20 protein-coding genes are annotated in these 21,477 nt (G+C 44.8%); 14 read left to right on the top strand and 6 right to left on the bottom strand.

Features of this window, described 5'->3' with window-relative positions; translation table 11 throughout:
* Positions 1 to 34: 34 nt before the first annotated feature.
* The 3 genes from GZK95_RS16210 to GZK95_RS16220 all read left to right on the top strand — a co-directional run bounded on the left by GZK95_RS16210 (position 35) and on the right by GZK95_RS16220 (position 5,213).
* The gene (locus GZK95_RS16210) at positions 35 to 631 is read left to right on the top strand and encodes an OsmC family protein (RefSeq protein ID WP_075716343.1); all 597 of its coding nucleotides are present in this window, start codon (positions 35 to 37) and stop codon (positions 629 to 631) included.
* A 540-nt stretch (positions 632 to 1,171) separates the two neighbouring features.
* Positions 1,172 to 4,186 carry an NADH-dependent flavin oxidoreductase gene (locus GZK95_RS16215; protein ID WP_075716342.1) on the top strand — a complete coding sequence of 1,005 codons (3,015 nt, stop codon included), beginning with the start codon at positions 1,172 to 1,174 and terminating at the stop codon, positions 4,184 to 4,186.
* Positions 4,187 to 4,268: 82 nt separating this feature from the next.
* Positions 4,269 to 5,213: an FAD:protein FMN transferase gene (locus GZK95_RS16220; RefSeq protein ID WP_075716341.1), complete on the top strand. Its 945-nt coding sequence runs from the start codon at positions 4,269 to 4,271 to the stop codon at positions 5,211 to 5,213.
* Positions 5,214 to 5,261: 48 nt separating this feature from the next.
* Here the strand turns inward: GZK95_RS16220 and GZK95_RS22125 are convergent, their stop codons facing one another.
* Together GZK95_RS22125 and GZK95_RS16225 are read right to left on the bottom strand one after the other, a co-directional pair.
* Complete coding sequence (locus GZK95_RS22125; RefSeq protein ID WP_139312594.1) at positions 5,262 to 5,423, bottom strand: hypothetical protein; 162 nt, start codon at positions 5,421 to 5,423, stop codon at positions 5,262 to 5,264.
* A gap of 95 nt (positions 5,424 to 5,518) precedes the next feature.
* Positions 5,519 to 6,064 (bottom strand): cysteine hydrolase family protein, encoded by a 546-nt coding sequence (locus GZK95_RS16225; protein WP_075716340.1) that lies wholly within the window; start codon positions 6,062 to 6,064, stop codon positions 5,519 to 5,521.
* Between the two features lie 133 nt (positions 6,065 to 6,197).
* Here GZK95_RS16225 and GZK95_RS16230 point away from each other — a divergent pair, with 133 nt between their 5' ends.
* Positions 6,198 to 7,067 (top strand): GlxA family transcriptional regulator, encoded by an 870-nt coding sequence (locus tag GZK95_RS16230; RefSeq protein ID WP_075716339.1) that lies wholly within the window; start codon positions 6,198 to 6,200, stop codon positions 7,065 to 7,067.
* Positions 7,068 to 7,203: 136 nt separating this feature from the next.
* Here the strand turns inward: GZK95_RS16230 and GZK95_RS16235 are convergent, their stop codons facing one another.
* On the bottom strand, positions 7,204 to 8,535 hold the full coding sequence (locus GZK95_RS16235; RefSeq protein WP_075716338.1) for an MFS transporter: 1,332 nt from the start codon (positions 8,533 to 8,535) through the stop codon (positions 7,204 to 7,206).
* A 323-nt stretch (positions 8,536 to 8,858) separates the two neighbouring features.
* Between GZK95_RS16235 and GZK95_RS16240 the strand changes: the two genes are divergently transcribed.
* The gene (locus tag GZK95_RS16240) at positions 8,859 to 9,119 is read left to right on the top strand and encodes a DUF5062 family protein (RefSeq protein ID WP_075706016.1); all 261 of its coding nucleotides are present in this window, start codon (positions 8,859 to 8,861) and stop codon (positions 9,117 to 9,119) included.
* A 305-nt stretch (positions 9,120 to 9,424) separates the two neighbouring features.
* A complete protein-coding gene (locus GZK95_RS16245) occupies positions 9,425 to 9,919 on the top strand; it encodes a YcxB family protein (protein WP_075715992.1) in 495 nt (164 codons plus the stop codon).
* Positions 9,920 to 10,031: 112 nt separating this feature from the next.
* Here GZK95_RS16245 and GZK95_RS16250 read toward each other — a convergent pair whose 3' ends face one another.
* The 3 genes from GZK95_RS16250 to GZK95_RS16260 form a co-directional block, all read right to left on the bottom strand.
* On the bottom strand, positions 10,032 to 10,544 hold the full coding sequence (locus GZK95_RS16250) for a sigma-70 family RNA polymerase sigma factor (RefSeq protein WP_083626343.1): 513 nt from the start codon (positions 10,542 to 10,544) through the stop codon (positions 10,032 to 10,034).
* 83 nt (positions 10,545 to 10,627) lie between these two features.
* Entirely contained in the window at positions 10,628 to 10,876 is a 249-nt protein-coding gene (locus GZK95_RS16255; protein ID WP_075715990.1) for a thioredoxin family protein, read from the bottom strand.
* A 33-nt stretch (positions 10,877 to 10,909) separates the two neighbouring features.
* The gene (locus GZK95_RS16260) at positions 10,910 to 11,896 is read right to left on the bottom strand and encodes a permease (protein ID WP_075715989.1); all 987 of its coding nucleotides are present in this window, start codon (positions 11,894 to 11,896) and stop codon (positions 10,910 to 10,912) included.
* A 433-nt stretch (positions 11,897 to 12,329) separates the two neighbouring features.
* On the opposite strand from GZK95_RS16260, the gene GZK95_RS16265 reads away from it, so the two are divergent.
* From GZK95_RS16265 to GZK95_RS16300, 8 genes are all read left to right on the top strand, one after another.
* On the top strand, positions 12,330 to 12,698 hold the full coding sequence (locus GZK95_RS16265; protein WP_075715988.1) for a VOC family protein: 369 nt from the start codon (positions 12,330 to 12,332) through the stop codon (positions 12,696 to 12,698).
* 51 nt (positions 12,699 to 12,749) lie between these two features.
* Positions 12,750 to 13,166 carry a GFA family protein gene (locus tag GZK95_RS16270; RefSeq protein ID WP_075715987.1) on the top strand — a complete coding sequence of 139 codons (417 nt, stop codon included), beginning with the start codon at positions 12,750 to 12,752 and terminating at the stop codon, positions 13,164 to 13,166.
* A gap of 242 nt (positions 13,167 to 13,408) precedes the next feature.
* Entirely contained in the window at positions 13,409 to 14,296 is an 888-nt protein-coding gene (locus tag GZK95_RS16275) for an ABC transporter six-transmembrane domain-containing protein (RefSeq protein WP_075715986.1), read from the top strand.
* On the top strand, positions 14,286 to 15,461 hold the full coding sequence (locus GZK95_RS16280) for an efflux RND transporter periplasmic adaptor subunit (RefSeq protein WP_075715985.1): 1,176 nt from the start codon (positions 14,286 to 14,288) through the stop codon (positions 15,459 to 15,461). Before GZK95_RS16275 ends, GZK95_RS16280 begins: the two co-directional genes overlap by 11 nt.
* Positions 15,458 to 18,631 carry an efflux RND transporter permease subunit gene (locus GZK95_RS16285; protein WP_075715984.1) on the top strand — a complete coding sequence of 1,058 codons (3,174 nt, stop codon included), beginning with the start codon at positions 15,458 to 15,460 and terminating at the stop codon, positions 18,629 to 18,631. Before GZK95_RS16280 ends, GZK95_RS16285 begins: the two co-directional genes overlap by 4 nt.
* Before the next feature lie 96 nt (positions 18,632 to 18,727).
* Complete coding sequence (locus GZK95_RS16290) at positions 18,728 to 19,663, top strand: helix-turn-helix transcriptional regulator (protein WP_075715995.1); 936 nt, start codon at positions 18,728 to 18,730, stop codon at positions 19,661 to 19,663.
* Positions 19,664 to 19,801: 138 nt separating this feature from the next.
* Positions 19,802 to 20,593: a nucleotidyltransferase domain-containing protein gene (locus tag GZK95_RS16295; RefSeq protein WP_075715983.1), complete on the top strand. Its 792-nt coding sequence runs from the start codon at positions 19,802 to 19,804 to the stop codon at positions 20,591 to 20,593.
* 6 nt (positions 20,594 to 20,599) lie between these two features.
* Positions 20,600 to 21,340 (top strand): glutathione S-transferase family protein, encoded by a 741-nt coding sequence (locus tag GZK95_RS16300; RefSeq protein ID WP_197740186.1) that lies wholly within the window; start codon positions 20,600 to 20,602, stop codon positions 21,338 to 21,340.
* The last annotated feature ends 137 nt before the right edge of the window (positions 21,341 to 21,477 follow it).

Genomic DNA, 21,477 nt, shown 5'->3' on the forward strand with positions numbered 1-21,477 from the left:
GTTCAGCTTTACTAATAAAAACAAGGAATAATCTATGGCAACAGAAAAGTTTTTCCACGTGGGTGAATTGAACGCAGAGCAACCACAACCAACTCAATATGAACCATCAAAGTTTGCGAAGGCTCGTCATCCAGAACCTTATCGTTTCGAGGTGAATTTAACTGCTGAAGCTGGCGACATGCAAAAGAAAACCGGTGTGGTTTCTGTGAATATTCCGGGTTTTAGTCCAGTAAAACTTTACTGTGATGAGCAGCCACCGGTGGGTAACGATACAGCGCCGCCACCATTGGCATTTTTCTCTGCTGGGATTGGTTTTTGCTTAATGACTCATTTAACCGATATTCTTAACGCACGTAAAATTAAAGTGGACTCGTTGAAACTTGAGCAACGTATAGTATTTCGCACTAACCTTGGGCATATGCGTGACCATGGCTATATGACCGATGGTGGCTGCGATATAGTCGAAACCCATGTGATCATTGAAAGTCCTGAGCCAGAAGAGAAGATCAAAGACCTGATGAATGAAGCAGAAAACGGCTGTATGGCGCATTTTGCATTAAGAAACCCAATTCCATGGTCAACACGATTGATTTATAACGGTAAAGAGGCAATAAGCCGCAGTGGAAATTGATCGTCGCTTTTAAGTGTATTAACTAGGTACTGATTTGAACGCAAATACCGGAAAGGTGTTTGCGTTTTTTATTTGGCAACTCGCTGCAAAGACAACCTTTTTCATTCACAAGTGATTTTGGATGGCATAAAAATGTGCGTTACTTCACGTATTTTGCCTTGTGATTTTGGCGGTATTTATCAGTGAACAGCCACCCAGTTTGTTACGCAGAGTTTGCTCTTCTGGCTGGTGGCTGAATAATTAATTATTAAAATACAATCACTTAAATTGGTTTGTTGTTTGATGTCGATTATTTCAACTGTTTCAGAGAGTTTGCTCAACCGTTAACGCTTGTATCAACGATGAAGCAACCTCTAGATTAATGCGCAGTCTGCATGCCGAAAATGCAAACTATTCATTTTACTCATAATCTCAAGTCACTAGTATTTTTAGGGTTATCAAAGCGTCTATTTGGTTCCCATATCAAACTTACTTGCGACATGACCTATCGAGCGGCAAGTACGTTTCATATGAGAATTAATCTGTATAAGGAAACGGTTTATGGCTCAATTAGTCGATGAAATAGTATTTCAATCAGGGGTCAAACTAAGCAATCGTATTGTGATGGCTCCAATGACCATCCAGTCGGCATTTTTTGATGGCGGCGTGACGCAAGAGATGATCAACTACTATGCTGCTCGTTCTGGTGACGCGGGTGCGATTATTGTTGAAAGCGCATTTGTAGAAAACTATGGCCGCGCTTTTCCCGGTGCGCTAGGTATTGATACTGACAGTAAAATTGCGGGTTTAGCCAAGCTTGCATCTGCGATAAAAGCAAAAGGCTCGAAAGCTATTTTGCAAATTTATCATGCCGGACGCATGGCGAATCCGGAGTTCAATGGTGGGCATCAGCCTATTTCAGCCAGTCCAGTAGCAGCGCTGCGCGACAATGCAGAAACACCGTTGGAGATGACAGAAAGCCAAATTGAATCGATGATCGAAAGTTTTGGTGAAGCCGTTAGACGCGCAATTGTTGCCGGTTTTGATGGTGTTGAGATTCATGGTGCGAACACATACTTAATACAGCAGTTCTTTTCTCCACACTCGAACCGTCGCAATGACAAGTGGGGCGGTGATATTGAAAAGCGCACGACATTCCCAATTGCGATTCTCGCTAAGACGAAGCAAGTAATCGCTCAGCATAGTGCAGCCGATTTTATTGTTGGCTACCGTTTTTCTCCTGAAGAGATAGAGCAACCAGGCATTCGTTTTGATGACACCATGTATCTGTTGGATAAACTGGCAACTCATGGTCTCGACTATTTCCATTTTTCAATGGGGAGTTGGTTACGTAACTCGATTGTGACGCCGGAAGACTCACAACCGTTGATCGACAAATATCGTCAAATGCAGTCAGAAAGCGTGGCACAAGTGCCAGTGATTGGTGTGGGTGGAATCGCTCAACGTGCCGATGCTGATAAAGCGCTCGCACAAGGCTATGACATGGTGAGTGTCGGTAAAGGATATTTGGTTGAGCCGACTTGGGCTGGCAAAGTTCTTAATAATACTGTTTGTGCCGAGTTTGCGGATATCGCTCAGCAAGAAGCATTGCAGATCCCAACGCCACTATGGGAAATTATGGATTACATGATTGTTGACAGTGCTGCTGAAGCGTTAAAACACCAACGCATCAAAGAGCTGCAAAATGTGCCAATTAAGTTTAATTCTGGTCAATATACTGCTTACGGACGTGGCCACAACGGTGATTTGCCAGTGACCGTGACTTTCTCAGAAGATAAGATCCTCGAGATATTTGTCGATTCCTCAAAAGAGTCTGACGGTATTGCCAACCCTGCATTTGAGCGTATTCCACAGCAAATCCTTGATGGGCAGACATTAAACATCGATGTGATTTCAGGGGCAACGGTCAGTAGCCAAGCAGTGCTTGATGGCGTATCAAATGCGGTTGATTTAGCTGGTGGTAATTCAGAGGCTCTACGCTGCAAAGCAAAAGAGGCGGTTGAGTGGTCATCAAAAACCATCGAAGAGACCGTTGATATTGTGGTGGTCGGCGGTGGCGGCGCTGGTTTAAGCGCGACGCTTACAGCACTGGATAAAGGCAAATCGGTTATTTTGCTCGAAAAATTCCCAGCAATTGGTGGCAATACGGTGCGCACCGGTGGCTGGGTGAATGCTACTGAGCCTGAATGGCAAAATGATTTTCCTGCATTGCCGGGCGAAAAAGAGACGTTGATGCAACTTGCGAACACACCGGAGAGTGAGTTTGTAGGCCAATACCTTGATGACTTTAAAGTACTCAAAGCTCAGTTGGACAACTACTTTACCGACTTAGCTGGAGGTAAGCAGTACCTGTTTGACTCTACAGAGTTGCACCGCATCCAAACCTACTTGGGCGGTAAACGTACCGACTTAAATGGTGAGCCTATCTTTGGTCAGTATGATCTGGTCGAAACCTTAACCTCACGCTCTATGGAGTCAGTAGACTGGTTGAGCGACAAAGGTATCGACTTTGATCGTAGCGTGGTAGAGATCCCAGTTGGAGCGTTATGGCGTCGAGCTCATAAACCAAAACGTCCGAAAGGCGTAGAGTTTGTTGATAAACTGCAAAAACGCATTCTAGAACAAAATGGTCGAATCATTACCGACACGCGTGCCACGGATTTGATTGTTGAAGATGGCAAGGTCGTGGGTATTCATGCTGAGCAAGCTAACGGGACTAAACTCGTACTGCGTGTTAACCATGGTATCGTGCTGGCTTCTGGTGGTTTTGGTGCGAACACCCAAATGATCAAAAAGTACAATACCTATTGGAAAGAGATTGCCGACGATATCAAAACCACCAACTCACCAGCCTTGGTTGGGGATGGGATTGAGATCGGTGAACGAGCAGGCGCAGAGCTAGTTGGTATGGGCTTCGTTCAGTTGATGCCAGTGGGTGACCCTAAATCTGGTGCGCTATTAACGGGTTTGATCGTGCCACCAGAAAACTTTGTCTTTGTTAACCAGCAAGGTCATCGCTTTGTTGATGAATGTGGCAGCCGTGATGTCCTATCGTCAGCGTTCTTTGACAATGGTGGTCTAATTTACATGATTGCCGATGAGAAGATTCGTCAAACGGCGGCGAACACATCAGATGAAACCATTGAGCGAGAAATCAAAGAAGGCATCATCATCCAAGCAGAGACGCTTGAGGAGTTAGCAGAAAAGATCGGTGTTCCGGCCGAGCAGTTAACCGCGACGATTGCTCAGTACAACCGCTATGTAGAGCAAGGGCATGATCCTGAGTTCCATAAGAGTGCGTTTGGCTTAAAGGTCGATCATGCTCCGTTTTACGCTACGCCACGTCAACCGTCAGTTCACCATACAATGGGAGGCTTGAAGATTGATACTAAGGCACGTGTTATCGGCACTGACGGCAACGTAATCCCTGGCTTATATGCTGCGGGTGAAGTGACAGGCGGTATCCATGCTGGTAACCGTTTAGGTGGTAACGCGCTCATTGATATCTTTACTTATGGCCGTATTGCCGGTGAGAGTGCGGCGGATTCAATTTAAACTTCTGAGTCTGTTGTCATGATAGAGGGGAGCGATGCTTCCCTCTTTTCTTATTTTCGTTAGTGTTTGAGTAGAAAGTAATATGACCAATTACCGTGCTAGATTTCAGATGATGGGGACGATTATCGATCTAGTGGTTTACCACCCAAGTGGTGAACAGCTGATTAAACAAGCCTACCAGCAACTTGAACATTACGCCCAGCGTTTTACTGTCAATCAGCCTCACTCTGAACTGATGGCGGTGAATCGTAATGCGGGCATCGCTCCAGTTGTCGTTGAAGATGATCTGTTTCAATTGATTAAACTGGCAAAAGCACACAGTGAAGATGTGAATAACCCATTTAATATCGCTATTGGGCCTTTAGTTAAAGCGTGGCGAATCGGGTTTAAAGACGCCAAAGTGCCAAGCCCAGATGAGCTTGAAGCTAAGCTTAGCTTGGTCGACCCAAGCAATATTCTATTGGATGATGCGACAAAATCGGTCTATTTGCGCCAAGTTGGGATGGAGATTGACCTAGGTGCGATTGCGAAAGGCTACTTTGCTGATCAAGTTAAATGCCAGTTGGTTGACGCAGGTGTTGAACATGGTTTTATCAGTTTAGGGGGTAATGTGCTGACTATTGGAGACTCGCCGAAAAACAGCAACCGAGCATGGAATGTCGGTATTCAGAACCCGTTATCAGCGCGAGGCGATGTGATACGTGTTGTGCCGCTAAAAGGCTTCTCCATGGTGACGTCTGGCATTAATGAACGATTTTTTGATGCAAATGGGCAGCGCTATCACCATTTATTGGATGCGAAAACAGGCATGCCAATCGCAACGGACATCGCGAGTTTGACCATTATTTCCGAGCAGTCAGTGGATGGTGAAATTTGGAGTACGGCGGGTTTCTTATCAAGTGTCGCTAAAGCGCGCGCCTATATTGATCAACAAGCGGGTATAGAAGCCGTTCTGGTATCCAAACGAGGCGAGGTTTTTGTTACGCAAGGTTTGACCGACCAAGGCGGTGTAATCGCATTCGCTTAGAACCAAAGCAAAAATAACCTTTTTGGCACTTATTAAGCCATAAATTAATTAGTCATCCGCGCCGCATTTGGCGCACTCTTGATAAGTGCGCTCACCTTCACTGATCACCACATAGCTTGATACGCACTTTTCACACAAAGCCAGTTTTGGATAGGCAATCTTGTCCTTTTTTGAGCGAGTATCGCCCTCTGTAACGTAGAATTTTCTCATCGAGTACGCTTCTAATAGAGTAAAAGCGGGGGAGTATAGCCTGCGTTAAAGAGTTTGTCCCTCTTGGTGTTTTGAGCGCAAGAGAGATAAATAGTTTATCGGCGGATGACCTCCTCGACGCTGAGAATGTCGGCGATATTAGCGACTTCAGCTAACGCGGTTTGGTGAACAACCTGCGCAGCAATTGTTTGGTCAAAAATAGACAAATCACAGGTAGCACATGCATCATGGGCGATGATTGTCTTTAAGCCATATTCGATGGTCGCACGCGCAGTACTGCTTACACACATATGGGTCATCATTCCAACGAGTACAACTTCGGTTACCTCGAGTTCATTCAGTACGTCACTTAAGTTTGTCGCTGCAAATGAGTTAGGGTAGTGCTTGGTAATGACTGGCTCTCCTTCGAGAGGAGTGACGCTTGAGTGGATCTTTTGACCGTCAGTCCCTTCTAGCATAAAACCCAGTTCCGGCGTGGCAGCTAAGTGCTGAACATGCACTATCGCTTTGCCGTTTTGGCGAAAGTGGTGGAGCAATTTTCTGGCATTTTCAGCCGCTTTTACTGGCTCCTTTAAGCTCATTGCTCCGCCTTCAAAATAGTCGTTTTGGATATCGATAAGAATCAGTGCTTGTTTAGTCATATTTGTTCTCCTTGGTTTGATATGGTCACTTTACACTCAGCATTGGCGGACTATAATGTCCTAAATGGACAATATAAGGTCACATATGGACAGGCAATGCGTTAGGATCGTGATCCTAGAAACAGAGCATGTAATGAAGTCAGCGGCGGCAGGGATCAGCGATATTCTGACGGTTGCTAACTACGTGCTAAATGAGCAATTTTTTGTGGTCACACAGGCTGCGTCTTCAGCATTACCGGCTCATGATGTGCCAGATGTCGTGTTTATCCCACCGCGAAAAATTGGTGCCGATGCATGCTACGACCAAGCAATACTGGCGACGTTAAAACAATGGCATCGGCAAGGTTGTACAGTCGCGGCGAATTGCGCTAGCGTATTTTGGCTTGGACATGCGGGTTTGCTGGAAAACAGAGCGGCAACCACCCATTGGAAACTGTGTGATCAACTTGCCAGCGAGTTTCCAACAATGGCTGATGTTAAACGCCATGAAATGGTGGTGGATGAGGGGAGCATTATTACTGGCTCCGGTCTATTTGCCTTTCAGGATTTGGCGCTGCATTTAATTGCACGCTACGCAGGTTTTGAACTTGCCAAGGAAGTGGCTGACATTTGCTTACTTGATTTCTCTGGACGGCTACAAGCCTATTACGAACGTTTTTTACCAGACTTTAGCCACGGCAATGCGTTGGTATTAAAAGCTCAGCAATATTGTCAGCAGACACCGTTAGATCAACAAAGTAATAAAGCCATGGCGCAGGTTTGTTGTGTTAGTGAGAAAACTTTAACTCGCGCGTTTAAAAAGGTACTCAATCTGACTCCGCAGCAGTACCGGTTGAGCTACAAAATGGATGTCGCCAAGCGAGAAATGAACATCAATAAGTCGACAGTAGAGCAGGTTGCTTTTTTACTGGGCTATAACGATGTCAGCAACTTTACTCGAGTCTTTAAGAAGGTGGTGGGAATTACTCCGACTCATTACCGTTCTAGGTTTTCTCATGATTAACCCTTACCCGTTGCCGAAGACGGTTGTAAATCGCGCTCGAAACATTATCTGAGGTTAAAAAGTGAGAGCTATCCCTATCACAGCAATTTTCCATAATAGGGAACACATCGTCATGTTTTACGCTTAGGTGTTTCGCCTAGAAAATCGGTTTCTTCTTATTCATCAGATAGAAAGCGGCACTAATGGCGATAAATAGAAACGCAAAATAGTAGAAGAATGAAGAGAGTGAGGCGATAAAGTCGATATGTTGGGCAATCTGCTCTTCATTATAGCCCTGCGATACCAGTTTGTAGTAATAGGCATACAAGATACCAATCAAACCGTACCCAAGGTTGAACATTAACCCTTTGAAGCTAAGCACAGTTGCTCGGTTGTGAGATTCCGTTTTTCGATTGAGATGGTAACTAATAAAGATATTCATTGTCATGATAATAAAGATCAAGATCAGCGCTGGGATCACGCCATAAATTGACCAACCAAGGCTAATCCAATAGTAGGTTGCCATTGTTGCCAGCCCCATAATGACAATGAATTTCTTTGGCTCCATGCTCTCTGCGAGTTGGCGGCTTTGCCCTGCTAAAATAATTTTTAGCACACTTATCCCAGCACCAATCAACCCAAAGTAGATAATTGGAATATCAATAGCGCGATAGTATTGGCTGTTCATGGTTAAAAACATGCGCGAAGTGTGTTCAAAAAGGCTGTAGTAGAGCAATATAAACAATACGTAAGGTGTCGAAAGCACCCATTTCCCCGTATTTAGTGTCAGTTTTAGGCTGGCGAGTGTCGTTGCTAACTTGGTAGTATGGCTTGGGAGCACTTTTTTCTCTTCTCGCATCCCCAGTGCTGCATAAATCGCGATTATCGCGACAAACAACGTGGCATACACCGGAATACGCATGATATCTTGAGTGGTTTGCGGTGCTTCTAAGCCAATAAAGCGGTAGACGCTTGCCATAAAATTGACATCGTACATGGCTGCACCTAGGAGTGTGACGACAATACCCACACTCGAAGAGAGACGAAGTTGAACTTGCAAAACTCTCGGCCAAGCCTCTTCTTTACCTTGATCTTTTAACGTGTCATACGCGAGTGCTTCATCAGCGCCACTTGCAAGCGCCATTGCGAGGCCACTCAATATGCGATTGACTAAAAATACCACAAAGACAAAAGTAGGGTTGCCGGTTGGAACAAAGGCGATCATCGCAATTTCAATAAACATCACAATTGAAGATAACACCACTAGTTTCTTGCGACCCAATGTATCGGCGAATGCACCGGAGGGAACCTCCGCTAGAACGATAGTCGCCGCCCACACGACGTTAAGCATGGCAAATTGCGAGAGCGTTAAGCCGTAGTCTAAATAGAGAAGCGTAAATACTGGGTAATAAAAGCGGGCAAAGTAGCTACACCTAAATATTAGGAAGTTACGAACGTTGCGAACTTGGAGAATGTCTTTGAGTGTCATGAAGTCGTCGGCACTTTATTAGTTGATGTTATCAGCATAGCGTTGCATTGCGGATGGTAAAGTTATCCGGCTGGAACCACAAGATGTTTCCGAGTTGGGCATATTGGACTTGCGTACCTTAGATCTTAAGAATTGGCATCAGTTTGGCTCGTGACGTTTCGCGGATTTTAGGTGGGCAATTGATTGAAAGGACACACACTACAATTTAGCTCAATAAAAGGGACGCACATCTTAAAGTGGCGTTACCAATATGAGAGCTTACTAACACGCTGTTTGTGATACTTCATGTATTCTTAGCTTGAGCCAAGAAAAGGATTCTATTTATGTCAAAAAGCTCCAAGCTTCATAATGAAGATAAACTGGTAAAAAAGGCACTTGAAATCGCCGGAAAGATGGCAAAGATGCAAGGCTTTGAACTTCCTCAATCTCCGCAACCGGTAAAAGTGAAAGCGATTTACCTATTTTTAGTCGATGCAAAACAGATCACGCCATTACCTGATAGCAAGCTTGATGGGGCTAACATTAAACACAGACTGGCACTTTGGATTCATAATGCGCTGCCAGATAACGATCCTTTGAAGTAAAAACTCTGATTAGATGCAAGGCGAATCAATGGGTTCGCCTTGTTTGTTTTTAGTGACTGTTTCGGTGCATTACTTCTCAATGTGAAGTGGGTAGGCGCTGCACATTGAGACGCATCGCTTAAATCTCATCGTCCTCGTGCGTTCGGAGCGCTTGCTTCAGCTAGTGGTTGTTTCTTTTTCGGTATTATTGATTTACAAAACTGAATCGAAATAGCTAAAGGTAAGCAGAGAGAAGGGATACAATACGTGCGTTGCAAGATTGCAATCTTGAATACTCATTCACAGAAACCTAAAAGTAACCGTACATGTCTAACGATTTTGATTTCACTACAGAATATACGCTCGACAAGCCTTTCTTTGCCGAGTGTTTTGACCAAACTAGCCAGCCTGCTAAGTTCCCACAAGCGTATTTGAAAGGAATACTCTTTCTTATTTTTGGTGTGGCTTTGTTGGAGTTTGAGTTGTTACCTAACGGTTATGTCGGTTGGTTCTTTATCGTCTTGAGCGTAGTTGAAGCCTTCAGCGTCTACTGCAAACGCACATGGTGGCTATGGCGACAAACCATTAGCTCAAGCCGTGGCAACAAAGTTGTGCTGCAAATCAACGCCGAAGGTGTGCGCTATAAAAGCGGTAAAATTGACCGTCAACTCGCTTGGAGTGAAATCGACCAACTTGAGCAAAGTGAGTTAGGTTTCATTCTTCATATGGGCAAGCAACGTCAATATGTCAGCAAATCTTGCTTAAATGATGAGGTAATTGCGTTTATGGTTGAGCAACACGCAGCCTCAAAGGCGCATTAATACTTGCGATAAGGCAATCGCTAAGAGCGATAAATCCAGTTTGAGCAAGTAAAGGTGAGACGTTGGGTTCGCTTTGCTTGTTCTTGATGGTTATGGTGTGTGTCCCTGTAATTTACTCAGTTTGGAACGATTTAAAGCAGCATACACCAGTTTGATCTTGAGCGACTTTACACTCGTCTACCAAAATGGTTTTAAGCTCAATACGGGCTCGGCGTAAACGTGCTTTAACGGCTGGCAAACTGAGCTGATGTTTGTCGGCGTACTCTCTTTGCGTAAGACCGTTTAAATCGCATTGTTCTATTACATCACGCTCTTGGTCAGTGAGTTTTACCAACACTTTGGGAAGGCAACGTTGAAGCTGCACCATGGGGGGAGAAACCTCCGTTGGCATCACAAACTCGTCCACTTCGACGGATTGAATCTTACGTCTGAGATGGTCGATAAAGTGGTTTTTGGTCACCTTAAATAGCCATGATTTACCATCTTGTAATGTGCAAAAACGCTGGCTATTGCCCATCGCTTTAAGAAACACTTCTTGCATAATGTCTTCCGCTTCATGCGGGTTCTGGGTTTGTTTCAATAGCCAACCATAAAGGCTGGGTTCAGCATGGTTCCATGCGTTCATCAGACACTTCATTATTCAATCTCGATTATAGTCGCGCGTGCTAATCTTAGCCGATCAGCGAGCGCGACGTACTTTCCTTGCCGTTACGCTATAACATCTTGTTTGAGTAGATCGCGAACTAGATCAACAGATGGCACCGAGCCGGTATGTTTTATTTCACCATCAATGGCGACACCTGGGGTGCTCATGATCCCCGCTTCAAAAATGGCTTCTAAACTGGTGACTTTTTCAATGTTGACCTGTAGCCCCAATTCTTGTGCAACCTCAGCAAAACGTTCTGCGGTGACTATGCAGTTTTTACAACCTGAACCATAAACTTGGACTTTTTTCATAATAGACTCCTGTGAGCATTTGCTCGGTTTTAATTAATAGAAGAAGTTAAATAACCAACCTGTGATGGAAATTGCGACCAACAAGTAGCCTGCTATCGCACCGAGTAATCGATATTGCATAACTTGTTTGAGCATCATGAATTCAGGTAAGCTCACCGCGACAGCTCCCATGCAGAATGCGAGAGTGGTGCCAAGTGGCATGCCTTTGTCTATCAAGGACGCCATGATTGGAACAATCCCCGTTGCGTTGGTGTAAATCGGAATAGCACTTAATGTCGCGAGCGGAACAGTCCACCACTGGCCGTGTGCAAGGTTTTGTTCGAACCAGTTTGCGGGAACGAAGCCATGGATAAATGCGCCAATACCCACACCGATAATGACCCAAGCCCAAATGCGCTTGAAGATAGTACTGGTTTCATTCACAGCAAATTCGTGGCGCTGCTTAACCGTCATTTGTGTTGGCTCTAGCGCGACGCTTGGCGACGCATTTAACTCATTTGCGTTTTGATACGCTTTGGCAAGGAAAGGCTGCAACCAGCGATGAGCTTGAAACATATCAAGCACAAAGCCTGCAAAAATGCCAAGTAGCATGCCAATGACGACGTACATGATGGTGAATTTCAGCCCCAATACACTGCCAAGCATGATGACAACCACCTCATTGATCAGCGGTGAAGTAATCAGAAAGGCGATAGTCACTCCAATAGGAATTCTTGCGGAGACAAAGCCCATAAATAGCGGAATAGAGCTGCATGAGCAAAATGGCGTAATTGCACCAAACAGAGAACCAAGGAAATAACCGACGCCACGGTGTTTACCTTGAAGATATTGGCGAACTTTATCCACGCTCAAGCTGGCTCTCATTGCGGAGATGAGATAAATCAGCACAACCAATAAGACCAAGATCTTGCTGGTGTCCTCAATAAAGAAATGAACGCCTTTTGCCATCGAAGTATTGGCTTGTAAGTTGAAAATGGAATACGTCAGCCAATCGGCAAAATGAGTAAAAACTTCTAACATAGTGGCACTCTCAAAACGATTTACCTCTAACACGTTTGAGGGCGAAAAAGGATGCACACTTTTTTGAATTTGTTTTCGATGCAGTTTGAAAGCGCGAGGTTAGCGCCAGTTGAACCTGAGAATTTTTAATTAACGCGGTTCAGCGCGACACAGAGCGAGACTTTGTCGTTAGCGGACACTTCAGCTTGCAAGAGCTTTTATTCACGACCTATTCGTGAGCTCTTGCCCTGCAAAACCTATCCAGTTTGGTTAATACAGTTGTACTCCCATGATTAGGCGACAATTTTTCTCCAATGAAGGTTATGTGCTTTCTCTCCCATTAAAAGATTAACAAATACTGTTTTTATATACAGTAATTATTGGCGCTGTTAGAGTTTGATAGAAATCTTCGGCACTTGGATGCTTGAGTTTTTGACAATAAAAAGGACTTCGAATGATTTTAAATCACGTCTCAATTGGTACTTCTGATGTAGTGAAAGCCGTTAATTTCTACGATTCGCTTCTGTCTACATTGGCTATAAAGCGTACTCACTATATAGAAAATGTCGCTGCTGCTTATGGTGAAAACTTTGAGTTTTGGGTGGGTAGCCCATACGAAGGAAAAGCGACGTCAAGTAATGGCTTACATATCGCTTTCAATGCTCCTTCTAAAGAGTCTGTTGAGCGATTCTATGCTATTGCCATCGCACTCGGTGGCACATGTGAAGGTAAGCCAGGTTTTAGACCGGAGTATGGTGAAGCCTATTACGCTGCATTTATTCGAGATCTGGATGGAAACAAAATTGAAGCAGTCACAATGTAGGCTCAGAACGTCTTAGGTCTAAAAATTATTTATCAGTTTAGGAGAATTCTAATGTCTTATTCAGAGACTCGTTGTCTGTGTGGTTCGGTAAAAATTACCGCAGAAAACATCAACCCTAGCTTCACTGTTTGTCATTGCCAGTCGTGCCGAACTTGGGGTGGAGCACCATTTTTTGCAGTTAAATGTGGAACTCAGGTGAAAATCGAGGGTGAGAACAAAGTGAAAATGTACAAGTCATCATCTTGGGCTTCACGGGGGTTCTGTGTTGAGTGCGGCACTCATCTGTTTTACAAGTTAAAAGCAACAGGTGAATACAATATGCCAGTAGGTCTATTTCCAAATTTAGAGGGTTTGGAAATGGACATGCAATATTTTATTGATATGCGCCCGAGCTATTATTGCTTTTCTAACGAGACCAAAGAAATGACTACAGAAGAAATCATGGCTTACTTTGCGGATAAGGTTTAACCAAGACATCTAGCAAGCGTTTAAGTTTTCAAGAGACTTGTCCTAACCCGGTGGCTATTCATACGTCCATCACACCAAAGTCTCTTTCACTCTGAACTTCTCATGAACAATTGTAATTAAGCTCGTCGTCTCTTGAGTTTGTGCCCTTTGGATTGCATGTAATTTTCAATGCAGCAATCTGGGACACTTTTTCCCATGCGGAATTGGTAATACTTACGCCATATTCATTTGTGGGCTCAATAATGCTATTCAAATATCCCATCTCTCTGCTGACGGTTGTTCGGCTTCACCCATTAAAGGTCGCTGCGACCTGGTTAATGGTTTTGGCTGAAAACGTGATGATTATTCTGATGCCACTGTTTATTGGTTATGCCATTGACGGTGTGTTAAACCAAAGCTTCCAGCCTTTAGTGATGCTGGCATTGATTTTCTTTGTATTGGTAATTCTCAGTGTAGTGCGTCGATTTTACGATACCCGCGTTTATGGGGCGATTCGTGTAAAGCTGGCGAATATCGTTGAGCGAAACCTGCGAGGGTTGTCTGTCTCAACCAAAGGTGCTCGGCTAACTATGTCGCGCGAACTGGTTGATTTCTTAGAAGATGATTTACCTGCTTTGATGACGGCTGTGGTTCAGCTTGTTGCGACGGTGGTGATTCTCTCTACATTCCATTTTTTATTGGCGCTTTGCATGTTGTTTGCAGGGCTGTTGATGCTCGTGATCTATGGTTTGTTCCACCGAACCTTCACGCGACTCAATGGCCAATTTAACGACCAACTTGAGCAGCAGGTTCAACTGTTGAGCGGCGTTCGCTTGTCAGCGCTTCGTTGGCACTTTGAGCGACTTAAACAGTGTGAAATCAAGCTTTCAGATACTGAAGCCATTGTTTACGGACTGATTTTTACTGTGTTGTTTGGCTCGGTAGTGGGTAATTTGTGGATGGTGAGTCAGCTTGTTCAGCCGACTGCTGGGCAAGTATTCTCCATCGTTACTTATTCACTGGAGTTTGTTGAAACCGCAGTGATGCTACCAATTACGCTACAAACCCTTTCTCGTCTTACTGAAATCAGTCAGCGACTCAATCATACCTCACTCCAACAGGCTACCAAGGAGATGCCTTATGAAGTTTAAAAAGCCGTTTTCTCTATTAGTCGGTTGTGCGGCTATCTTTGTTGCCTTGATTGTTGTCGATGAACTGGAACCCGAGTCGGTAGAGCCTGTTAAGAAACAAGCGGTATTGGCACCGGTTTCCGTGTTGAAGGTGACACCTTCGCAACATGAATCGACGTTAACGGTATTAGGTTTAACCGCTGCTCGTTGGCCAATTCAACTGAAAGCGTCGACAAGTGCGCAACTAAAATGGCTGAATGAAAGCATTGAACCGGGAAATTTAGTTAACAAGGGCGATGTGTTGGCGAGGTTAGATACCAGCGCTGTCGATGCGAACTTAGCGCAAGCGTTGAGTGCGTTAAAGCAAGCGGAGCTTGAGTTGAAACAAGCTAAGCATGAGCAAACCGTCGCGCTCAAAATGCTCAACCCAAGCAAAAGTTCGTCTTTTGCGCGTAGAGAGCCCCAAGTGCTCGCTGCAAAAGCCAACCTGCAACAAGCCAAACAGGCGTATGTAAGTGCGAAGAAGCTATTGGAAGAGTCGGTTATCACTGCACCTTTTGATGCTGTCATCATGAAGCGCCACATTAGCCCGAGAGAGTGGGTAGAGGCGGGGCAAGTGACTTTTGAGTTAGCTGCCAGCGACTCAATTGATGTTGAGCTTCCGATCTCTGAAATGCACTGGCAGCAAGTGCAAGCCGCATTGGTTGAACCGAGTATTAATGTGGTAAGCCGTTCTGGAAATACATGGCCGGCTAAGGTGCGCTACGTGTCTCCTGAAGTCGACTCTGTTACTCGTCAAAGGCAAGTGGTGCTATCGGTTGAAGATCCTTACCAAAACAAACCAAGGCTTTTCCCTAATCAGCAAGTTCAAGCCATAGTGAGTCTTGGGTTGCAGGAAAACGTGGTAAGTGTGCCTCTTAGCGCGATGACACGAGATGGATACGTGTGGACGTTAGATATCAACGACCGTTTGCGAAAAGAGTCGGTAACGCTTATTGGTCAAGGCAGCCAAGAATTAGATATTCGCTTCAATGATCAAAGTGATAAGGCACGCCGAGTGGTGCAATATCCACTTTCTTCAATGTTAATTGGTAAACAAGTCGCGCCTAGATTCAATGAAGTCCATGTTGAAGCAATGCTCGCTGGAAAATCTAATGCAGCACAGATTAAGGAATCAAACCAATGAGTTGGATGACAAAATGGTTTATTAACAACCCAGTCGCTGCCAATTTGTTGATGATGGCGATCGCTATCAGCGGTGTGCTGGCATTTGGGCAGTTACGTGTCGAGTCGTTTCCACAAATTGCACCGTCATCAATCAGCATTACCGTGGCTTACCCGGGCGGTACCGCACAACAGATCGATGAGAGCGTGACTCAACGAATTGAAGAGTCGATCAGTGGTATTGCAGGCATCAAACAGATCACTAGCCAATCAAGTGCTGGGTTGTCACGAGTCGTGGTGCGTAAAACCAGCAACACAGACTTAGACAAACTGTTGGATGACATTCGTAACCAAGTCAACGCCATCAATGGTTTCCCAGTACGTGCGGAAAGGCCTAAAGTGGTGCGTAACGAATTTACCAATTTAGCGGCGTTTGTGGTGGTGTCCGGTCCAAGAACCGATGATGAGCTACAACCAATTGCCAAGCAACTTGAACAAGCGTTAAAGAAAAACCCTCAAATCTCAAAGGTATCAAACTGGGGAACTCGAAAGCCTCAGTTGGTTATTGAGCCTGATCCTGACCAACTGAGAGCATTAGGGTTGAACTTGGAAGATCTCGCAAGTTTAGTAGAGCAGCGTTCGCTAGAGTCTCGTAGTGGTGAGCTTATCAGTGACAAAGGCCGAATGGTGATTCGTGGTGACGGCTATGCCGATGATTTGCAGAAGCTAAATAATCTTGTCGTGATTTCGGGAAGCAACGGAAAAATACACTTGGGAGACATCGCCAAGCTTAGCCGTGGCTACCAATACAGCGGCTCTATCGTGCGTAACAATGGTTCTAATGCCATTGCTTTATTGGTCAGTACTAGCCAAACCGATAATCTACTTAAAGTCAGTGAAGCGATAAGCGAAACATTGGATGCGCAACGCGCGATTCTTCCTTCGGATATTGAGCTGAATACCATGGCAGATATGGCGCCTTATATCGAAGAGCAACTGTTTCGTTTGAGCGAAAATGCGTGGCAAGGCTTGTTAATTGTACTGATCTTACTCGGGATATTTCTTGAGATTAGACTCGCGTTTTGGGTCGCGATGGGGATTCCGATTGCGCTTACTGGAACACTCGCGGCAATGCAGCTTTTTAACTACAGCATCAACGACATCACCCTATTTGGTTTTATCTTGGTTCTTGGCGTGTTGGTTGATGATGCGGTTGTGGTAGGGGAAGCGATTCACGAAAAACGGACTGGCAATCCTAGTCATTCCGGTGGCCCAAAGCTAAATGGCTCCTCAACGATAAATGGAAAAACTGCGGCTTGGCAGGGCGTGCATTCCGTGTCGGTGGCAACCGTGTTTGGTGTGCTGACGACCATTGCGGCATTTTCGCCAATGCTTTGGATTAACAATGAGTTAGCTAAGGTGCTTGCTGGGTTTTCAGCGGTGGTGATCTTCGCTTTGATCTTTTCGCTTATTGAAAGCAAATTTATTCTACCGTCACACTTGGCTCAGCTTTCAGTGAAAAAGTCATCTACAAGTATCTTCGCCAAGGTTCAGAATGCCGCGCAAGGCAGTTTGCAGTGGTTCAATCTCAATATCTATAAGCCAGTATTGGAGTTCGCACTTAGCTATAAAGTGGCGTCTTTACTTGGGTTTGTAGCACTTATCTCATTGGCTTATGGCATGTGGTCAAATGGTGCGATTCGAAGTGCTCTGTTTCCTGAGATTCCGGGGCGCTACATCACAGCGGTTATTGAGTTAGAAGACGGTGCGCCGTTGCCACTTCAGCGCCAAGCTTTGTTGCAGGTAGAGCAAGCGATGACTCAGGTTGAGAAAGGCTTGATGGAAGATTATCTGCTGCAACAAAAGCCTGTGGTAAACCTACTCGCTTGGTCTGATGGTTATGGTGAAATTGAAGTCACTGCCGAGCTCACCAATGAATCTTTAAGCTCTTTGCCCGGTAACTTACTGTTGAAGCGATGGCGCGAAAGCACAGGGCAAATCGAAGGGGCTTACTCGGTTAAATTCAGCGCGGCAGAGGAGCCAGCTGGTGGCACATTCTTAACCATCTCTTCTAACGATCGTGAGTTGGCGTCTCGTGTCAGTAAACAGCTAGCAGATACTCTCGCGTCGTTAAAAGGCGTTTCGGATGTTTACGATGATGGTCAAGATGGCTTGCCGCAAGTTCGTTTGGTGTTGAATCAATATGGTCAACAGCTTGGACTAACACAAGCCACGCTGGCTCAACTCGCAGGTGAAGCGTTTGGGGAAAGGGAAGTTCATCGCCTATTAGAAAACGGACAAGAGACCAAGGTGCTGCTGCAATACCCAAGAGATGAGCGCAAAACCTTAGCTCAGCTGCAACAAGCCATTATCATGTTGCCAAGCGGTGGTAGTGTCATGATTGGCGATATCGCTGATTTCCATCATGAGCAAGAGCCGCAAGTGGTTTACCGCCGTGACCGAGAACAAGTGATCAACCTCTACTGGAAGCAAAACCGAGATCTGCAATCACCAGAGAAAACACGTGAACAACTCGAAGATTCGATTGAATCTCTACATCTACAATATCCCAGTGTGACGATTAAAGCGGGTGGTGAGTTTGAAGAGATAGGGGAAGTGTCGGATGGCTTTAAATCAGCAATGATTTTGACGTTGTTGATGATTTATATCTTGCTGGCCGTGCCTTTGAAATCCTACTGGCAACCAATGATCATCATGGCAGTAATACCATTTGGATTCGCAGGTGCTATTTTTGGTCACTACATGATGGATTTGCCAATCAGCATTCTTTCAATGTTCGGCATGATGGCCATGACGGGCATCGTAATTAACGACTCGTTGGTGCTGATCACGCGTTTTAACGCTGAATATCGCCAAGGCGTGCCATTACAGAAAGCGTTGGTGATTGCGGGCACCAGCCGTTTGCGAGCGATCTTCTTAACCACGATTACCACAGTGTGTGGTTTGTTACCGTTACTAAGCGAAACCGCGGAGCAGGCACAATACTTAAAGCCTGCGGCGGTGTCGTTGGTGTTTGGTGAGCTATTTGCCACAGCGGTAACGCTGATTTTGATACCCGTGTTGCTTGGTTTGTTTTGCCGCAAACCGCCTCAAGTTGAAGACCTAATTGAAAAAGAACCGATCGAACAAGAACCACATTTATCAGCACAGCTCACTTTGGAACGCTCGTGATTGATTTTATAAAGGACAACGACGATAGTGAAACCAAGCGAGCAAATTCAATCAAGCCGACAGACACAAGATTCTATGCCTGAAAACAAAGACCGTATGACGCAACAGAGCAAGCCTGACTATCACTCAGTACCTGGTTTTAAATTGGTGCCAGAGATTGCCTTGGTGGAGTCTTTGCCGGAACACCTTCAAAAGCGCTTTAGCCACGCGCTTAGCTTAATGCATGAAGAGTGGGGTGAGCGTCGTACTTGGGAAGAGATAGCGACTGAGAGCGCAATATCTCCATACCATTTTCATCGCCAGTTTACTGAATTGTTTAATGAAACCCCCGGGCGCTACCTAAGCCGAGTACGCTTACAGATAGCTGTCAGCCTATTGATCAATGACGAGCCATGGAGTGTCATTGAGATTGCTCAGTATTGTGGATTCTCATCGTCACAGTCGCTAGGCAAGGCGCTTAAGCGTGAGTTAGGAGTGACGGCAAAGCACATTCGTGAAATGGGCTACAGTGCGACACCCAAGGAGACCGCCGAGTTCATCCAGAGATTAGCGCATCCGGGTGTGCAGTCTTCAATTGAAAAAGAACTGGTTAAGTCGATGCCAACAGAATTGGTTTGGTATCCAGAGCGTGGTATGCAGAAGCTCAAGCTAGACGACCCTGATTGGGATACAGTGTTTGAGATGTACGGCCAGAAATCAACACAACTGATGGGTGCGACACCGATTAAGCAGATGAGAAACAAGTGGGATGATATCGACGTTGAAATTGGCAACTGGCAAGTTGCTAAAGAGCGTTACGATATGACCATTCCAGAGGGATACTATTTGTGTAGCGATGTTTATCTGGTGTCGGATGTTGCCTACAGCACAGCCTTAGAAGCGCTGTTTAATGTGGTTAAGCAACAAGGCTTGCAGTTAGATGTGAATGGCTATTTGGTCGAGATGATTCGCCACATAGATGATGACGATACGGAGGGAGTCACTTTCTCTTTCCAGTTACCTGTTTTAACCAAGCAAGATAGCGAAGAGTAAAAAGCTAAGGAGGTTTTGCCCCAAAACGAGTTATCTATTCTTTTGTTGCTTTTTGGAAGTAATTTAGAGATTTTATAATGCTGCGTAAATTTTACCGCACCAGCAGTTGCGATTCGTCAACCAGATTTAAGGTAAAAAATGAAATTTCCAAAATCCCTTCCTACTTGTCATCAAGCTGTACTAGAGCGTATTGTCGCTCTGTTATCTAAAGACCCACGTATTTGTGGAGTCGGTTGCAGCGGTTCTTATGCTTCTGACTCAATGGATGAGTTCAGTGACCTCGATTTTGTTATTGCTGTTGAACCGAAACACCATGAAGAAGTTATGGCTCAACGTTTTGAGATTCTGAACCAGTTTGAAGATTTAGTTGCTGCTTTCACTGGAGAGCATGTTGGTGAACCAAGGCTTGTTGTTTCTCTGTTTGGTGGCACGAACCCTATTCATGTTGACTTTAAGTTCGTTGCTCTACCTGATGCAGCACAACGTGTAGATGATACTCAAATATTGTGGCAGCGAGGAAGTTGTTTGCATGATGCTTTTGCTAGTAAAGAGCCTCAGTACCCACAACCAGATGCGCAGTGGATTGAGGATAGAATGTGGATTTGGGTTCATTATGCCGCAACGAAGATTGCTCGTGGTGAACTCTTTGAAACCCTAGAATTTATCTCTTTCTTACGCATTACGGCACTCTCACCATTAGCATTACAACAGGCGGGGTTAACGCCATCAGGTGTACGTACACTTGAAAAACGGCTACCTGAGTTTGCCTCAAAACTCGCTAAAACAGTCGCGGTGTTAGAGAAGGGCTCTCTTATTGCTGCGCTTGAACAGTGCGTTGTAATCTATTTAGAAATGCGTGTGAAAGAGAACATTACAAAGAACGAAGAAGCCAAACAGGTCGCTATGGCCTACCTTGAAACGATAAAGTAGGAGTACATGATGAGCGATAAAGTAATCATTTTTCACGATCCAACCTCAGAGCCAAGCCGTGCAGTTTATTGGTTAGCACTAGAGGCAGGCATTGATATTGAAGTGCAATACACATGGTTAACACGTGGTGATCATATGTCGGAAGAGTTTCTAGAAGTGAACCCTTTGCATCAAGTTCCTGCTATGCGCCACGGAGATTTTTGCCTTTCAGAAGCAACAGCGATAATGAACTACTTAACAGACATTAATGGTTGTAGTGATAAGTGGTTTGGTCGTGATGTGAAATCCAAAGCAGTTATGAATAAGCACCTTTCTTGGTATCACACCAACTTACGCAAAGTGCTAACACTGGACTACTTCCTACCAGCGCTACTAATGCCAGCATACCTTGGTTTCGACAGACCATCAGAAGCTGAAATTATAAGTAAACTAGAAGCCATACATACAATGTTTAGCTCGTTAGATAAAATGCTAGAAGGAAAGCCTTATCTTTGTGGTGATGAGGTAAGTGCTGCTGATTTACTGTATGTATCAGATATTTTTGCCTTAGAAATCGACTCAAACTATCAGCACATTATCCAACAATACCCCAACATTGTTGCATGGATTGAAAGACTTAAAGCATTGCCAAGTTATGAGCAATGTAATCGAGCTTGGAACTATGTTGTCCCACAAATCCTTGCGCTAGATGGTGGCACGAAAGGCACGCCAGAGTGGATCAAAACGGAATGTGAGAAAGTGCTTTAAATTTAAAGCCATGAGGGTGCGAATTATGCACTCTCGTATTCTTGTAAAGAAAAGGCGAATGCTACATCTAGCTCATTTTTGTCCAAAAATGAGTTTCAATTACGATGTATAAGAGTTTGTTCTGTTTCGCCGTGGCT

The organism is Vibrio panuliri (assembly GCF_009938205.1).
Taxonomy (GTDB): Bacteria; Pseudomonadota; Gammaproteobacteria; order Enterobacterales; family Vibrionaceae; genus Vibrio; species Vibrio panuliri.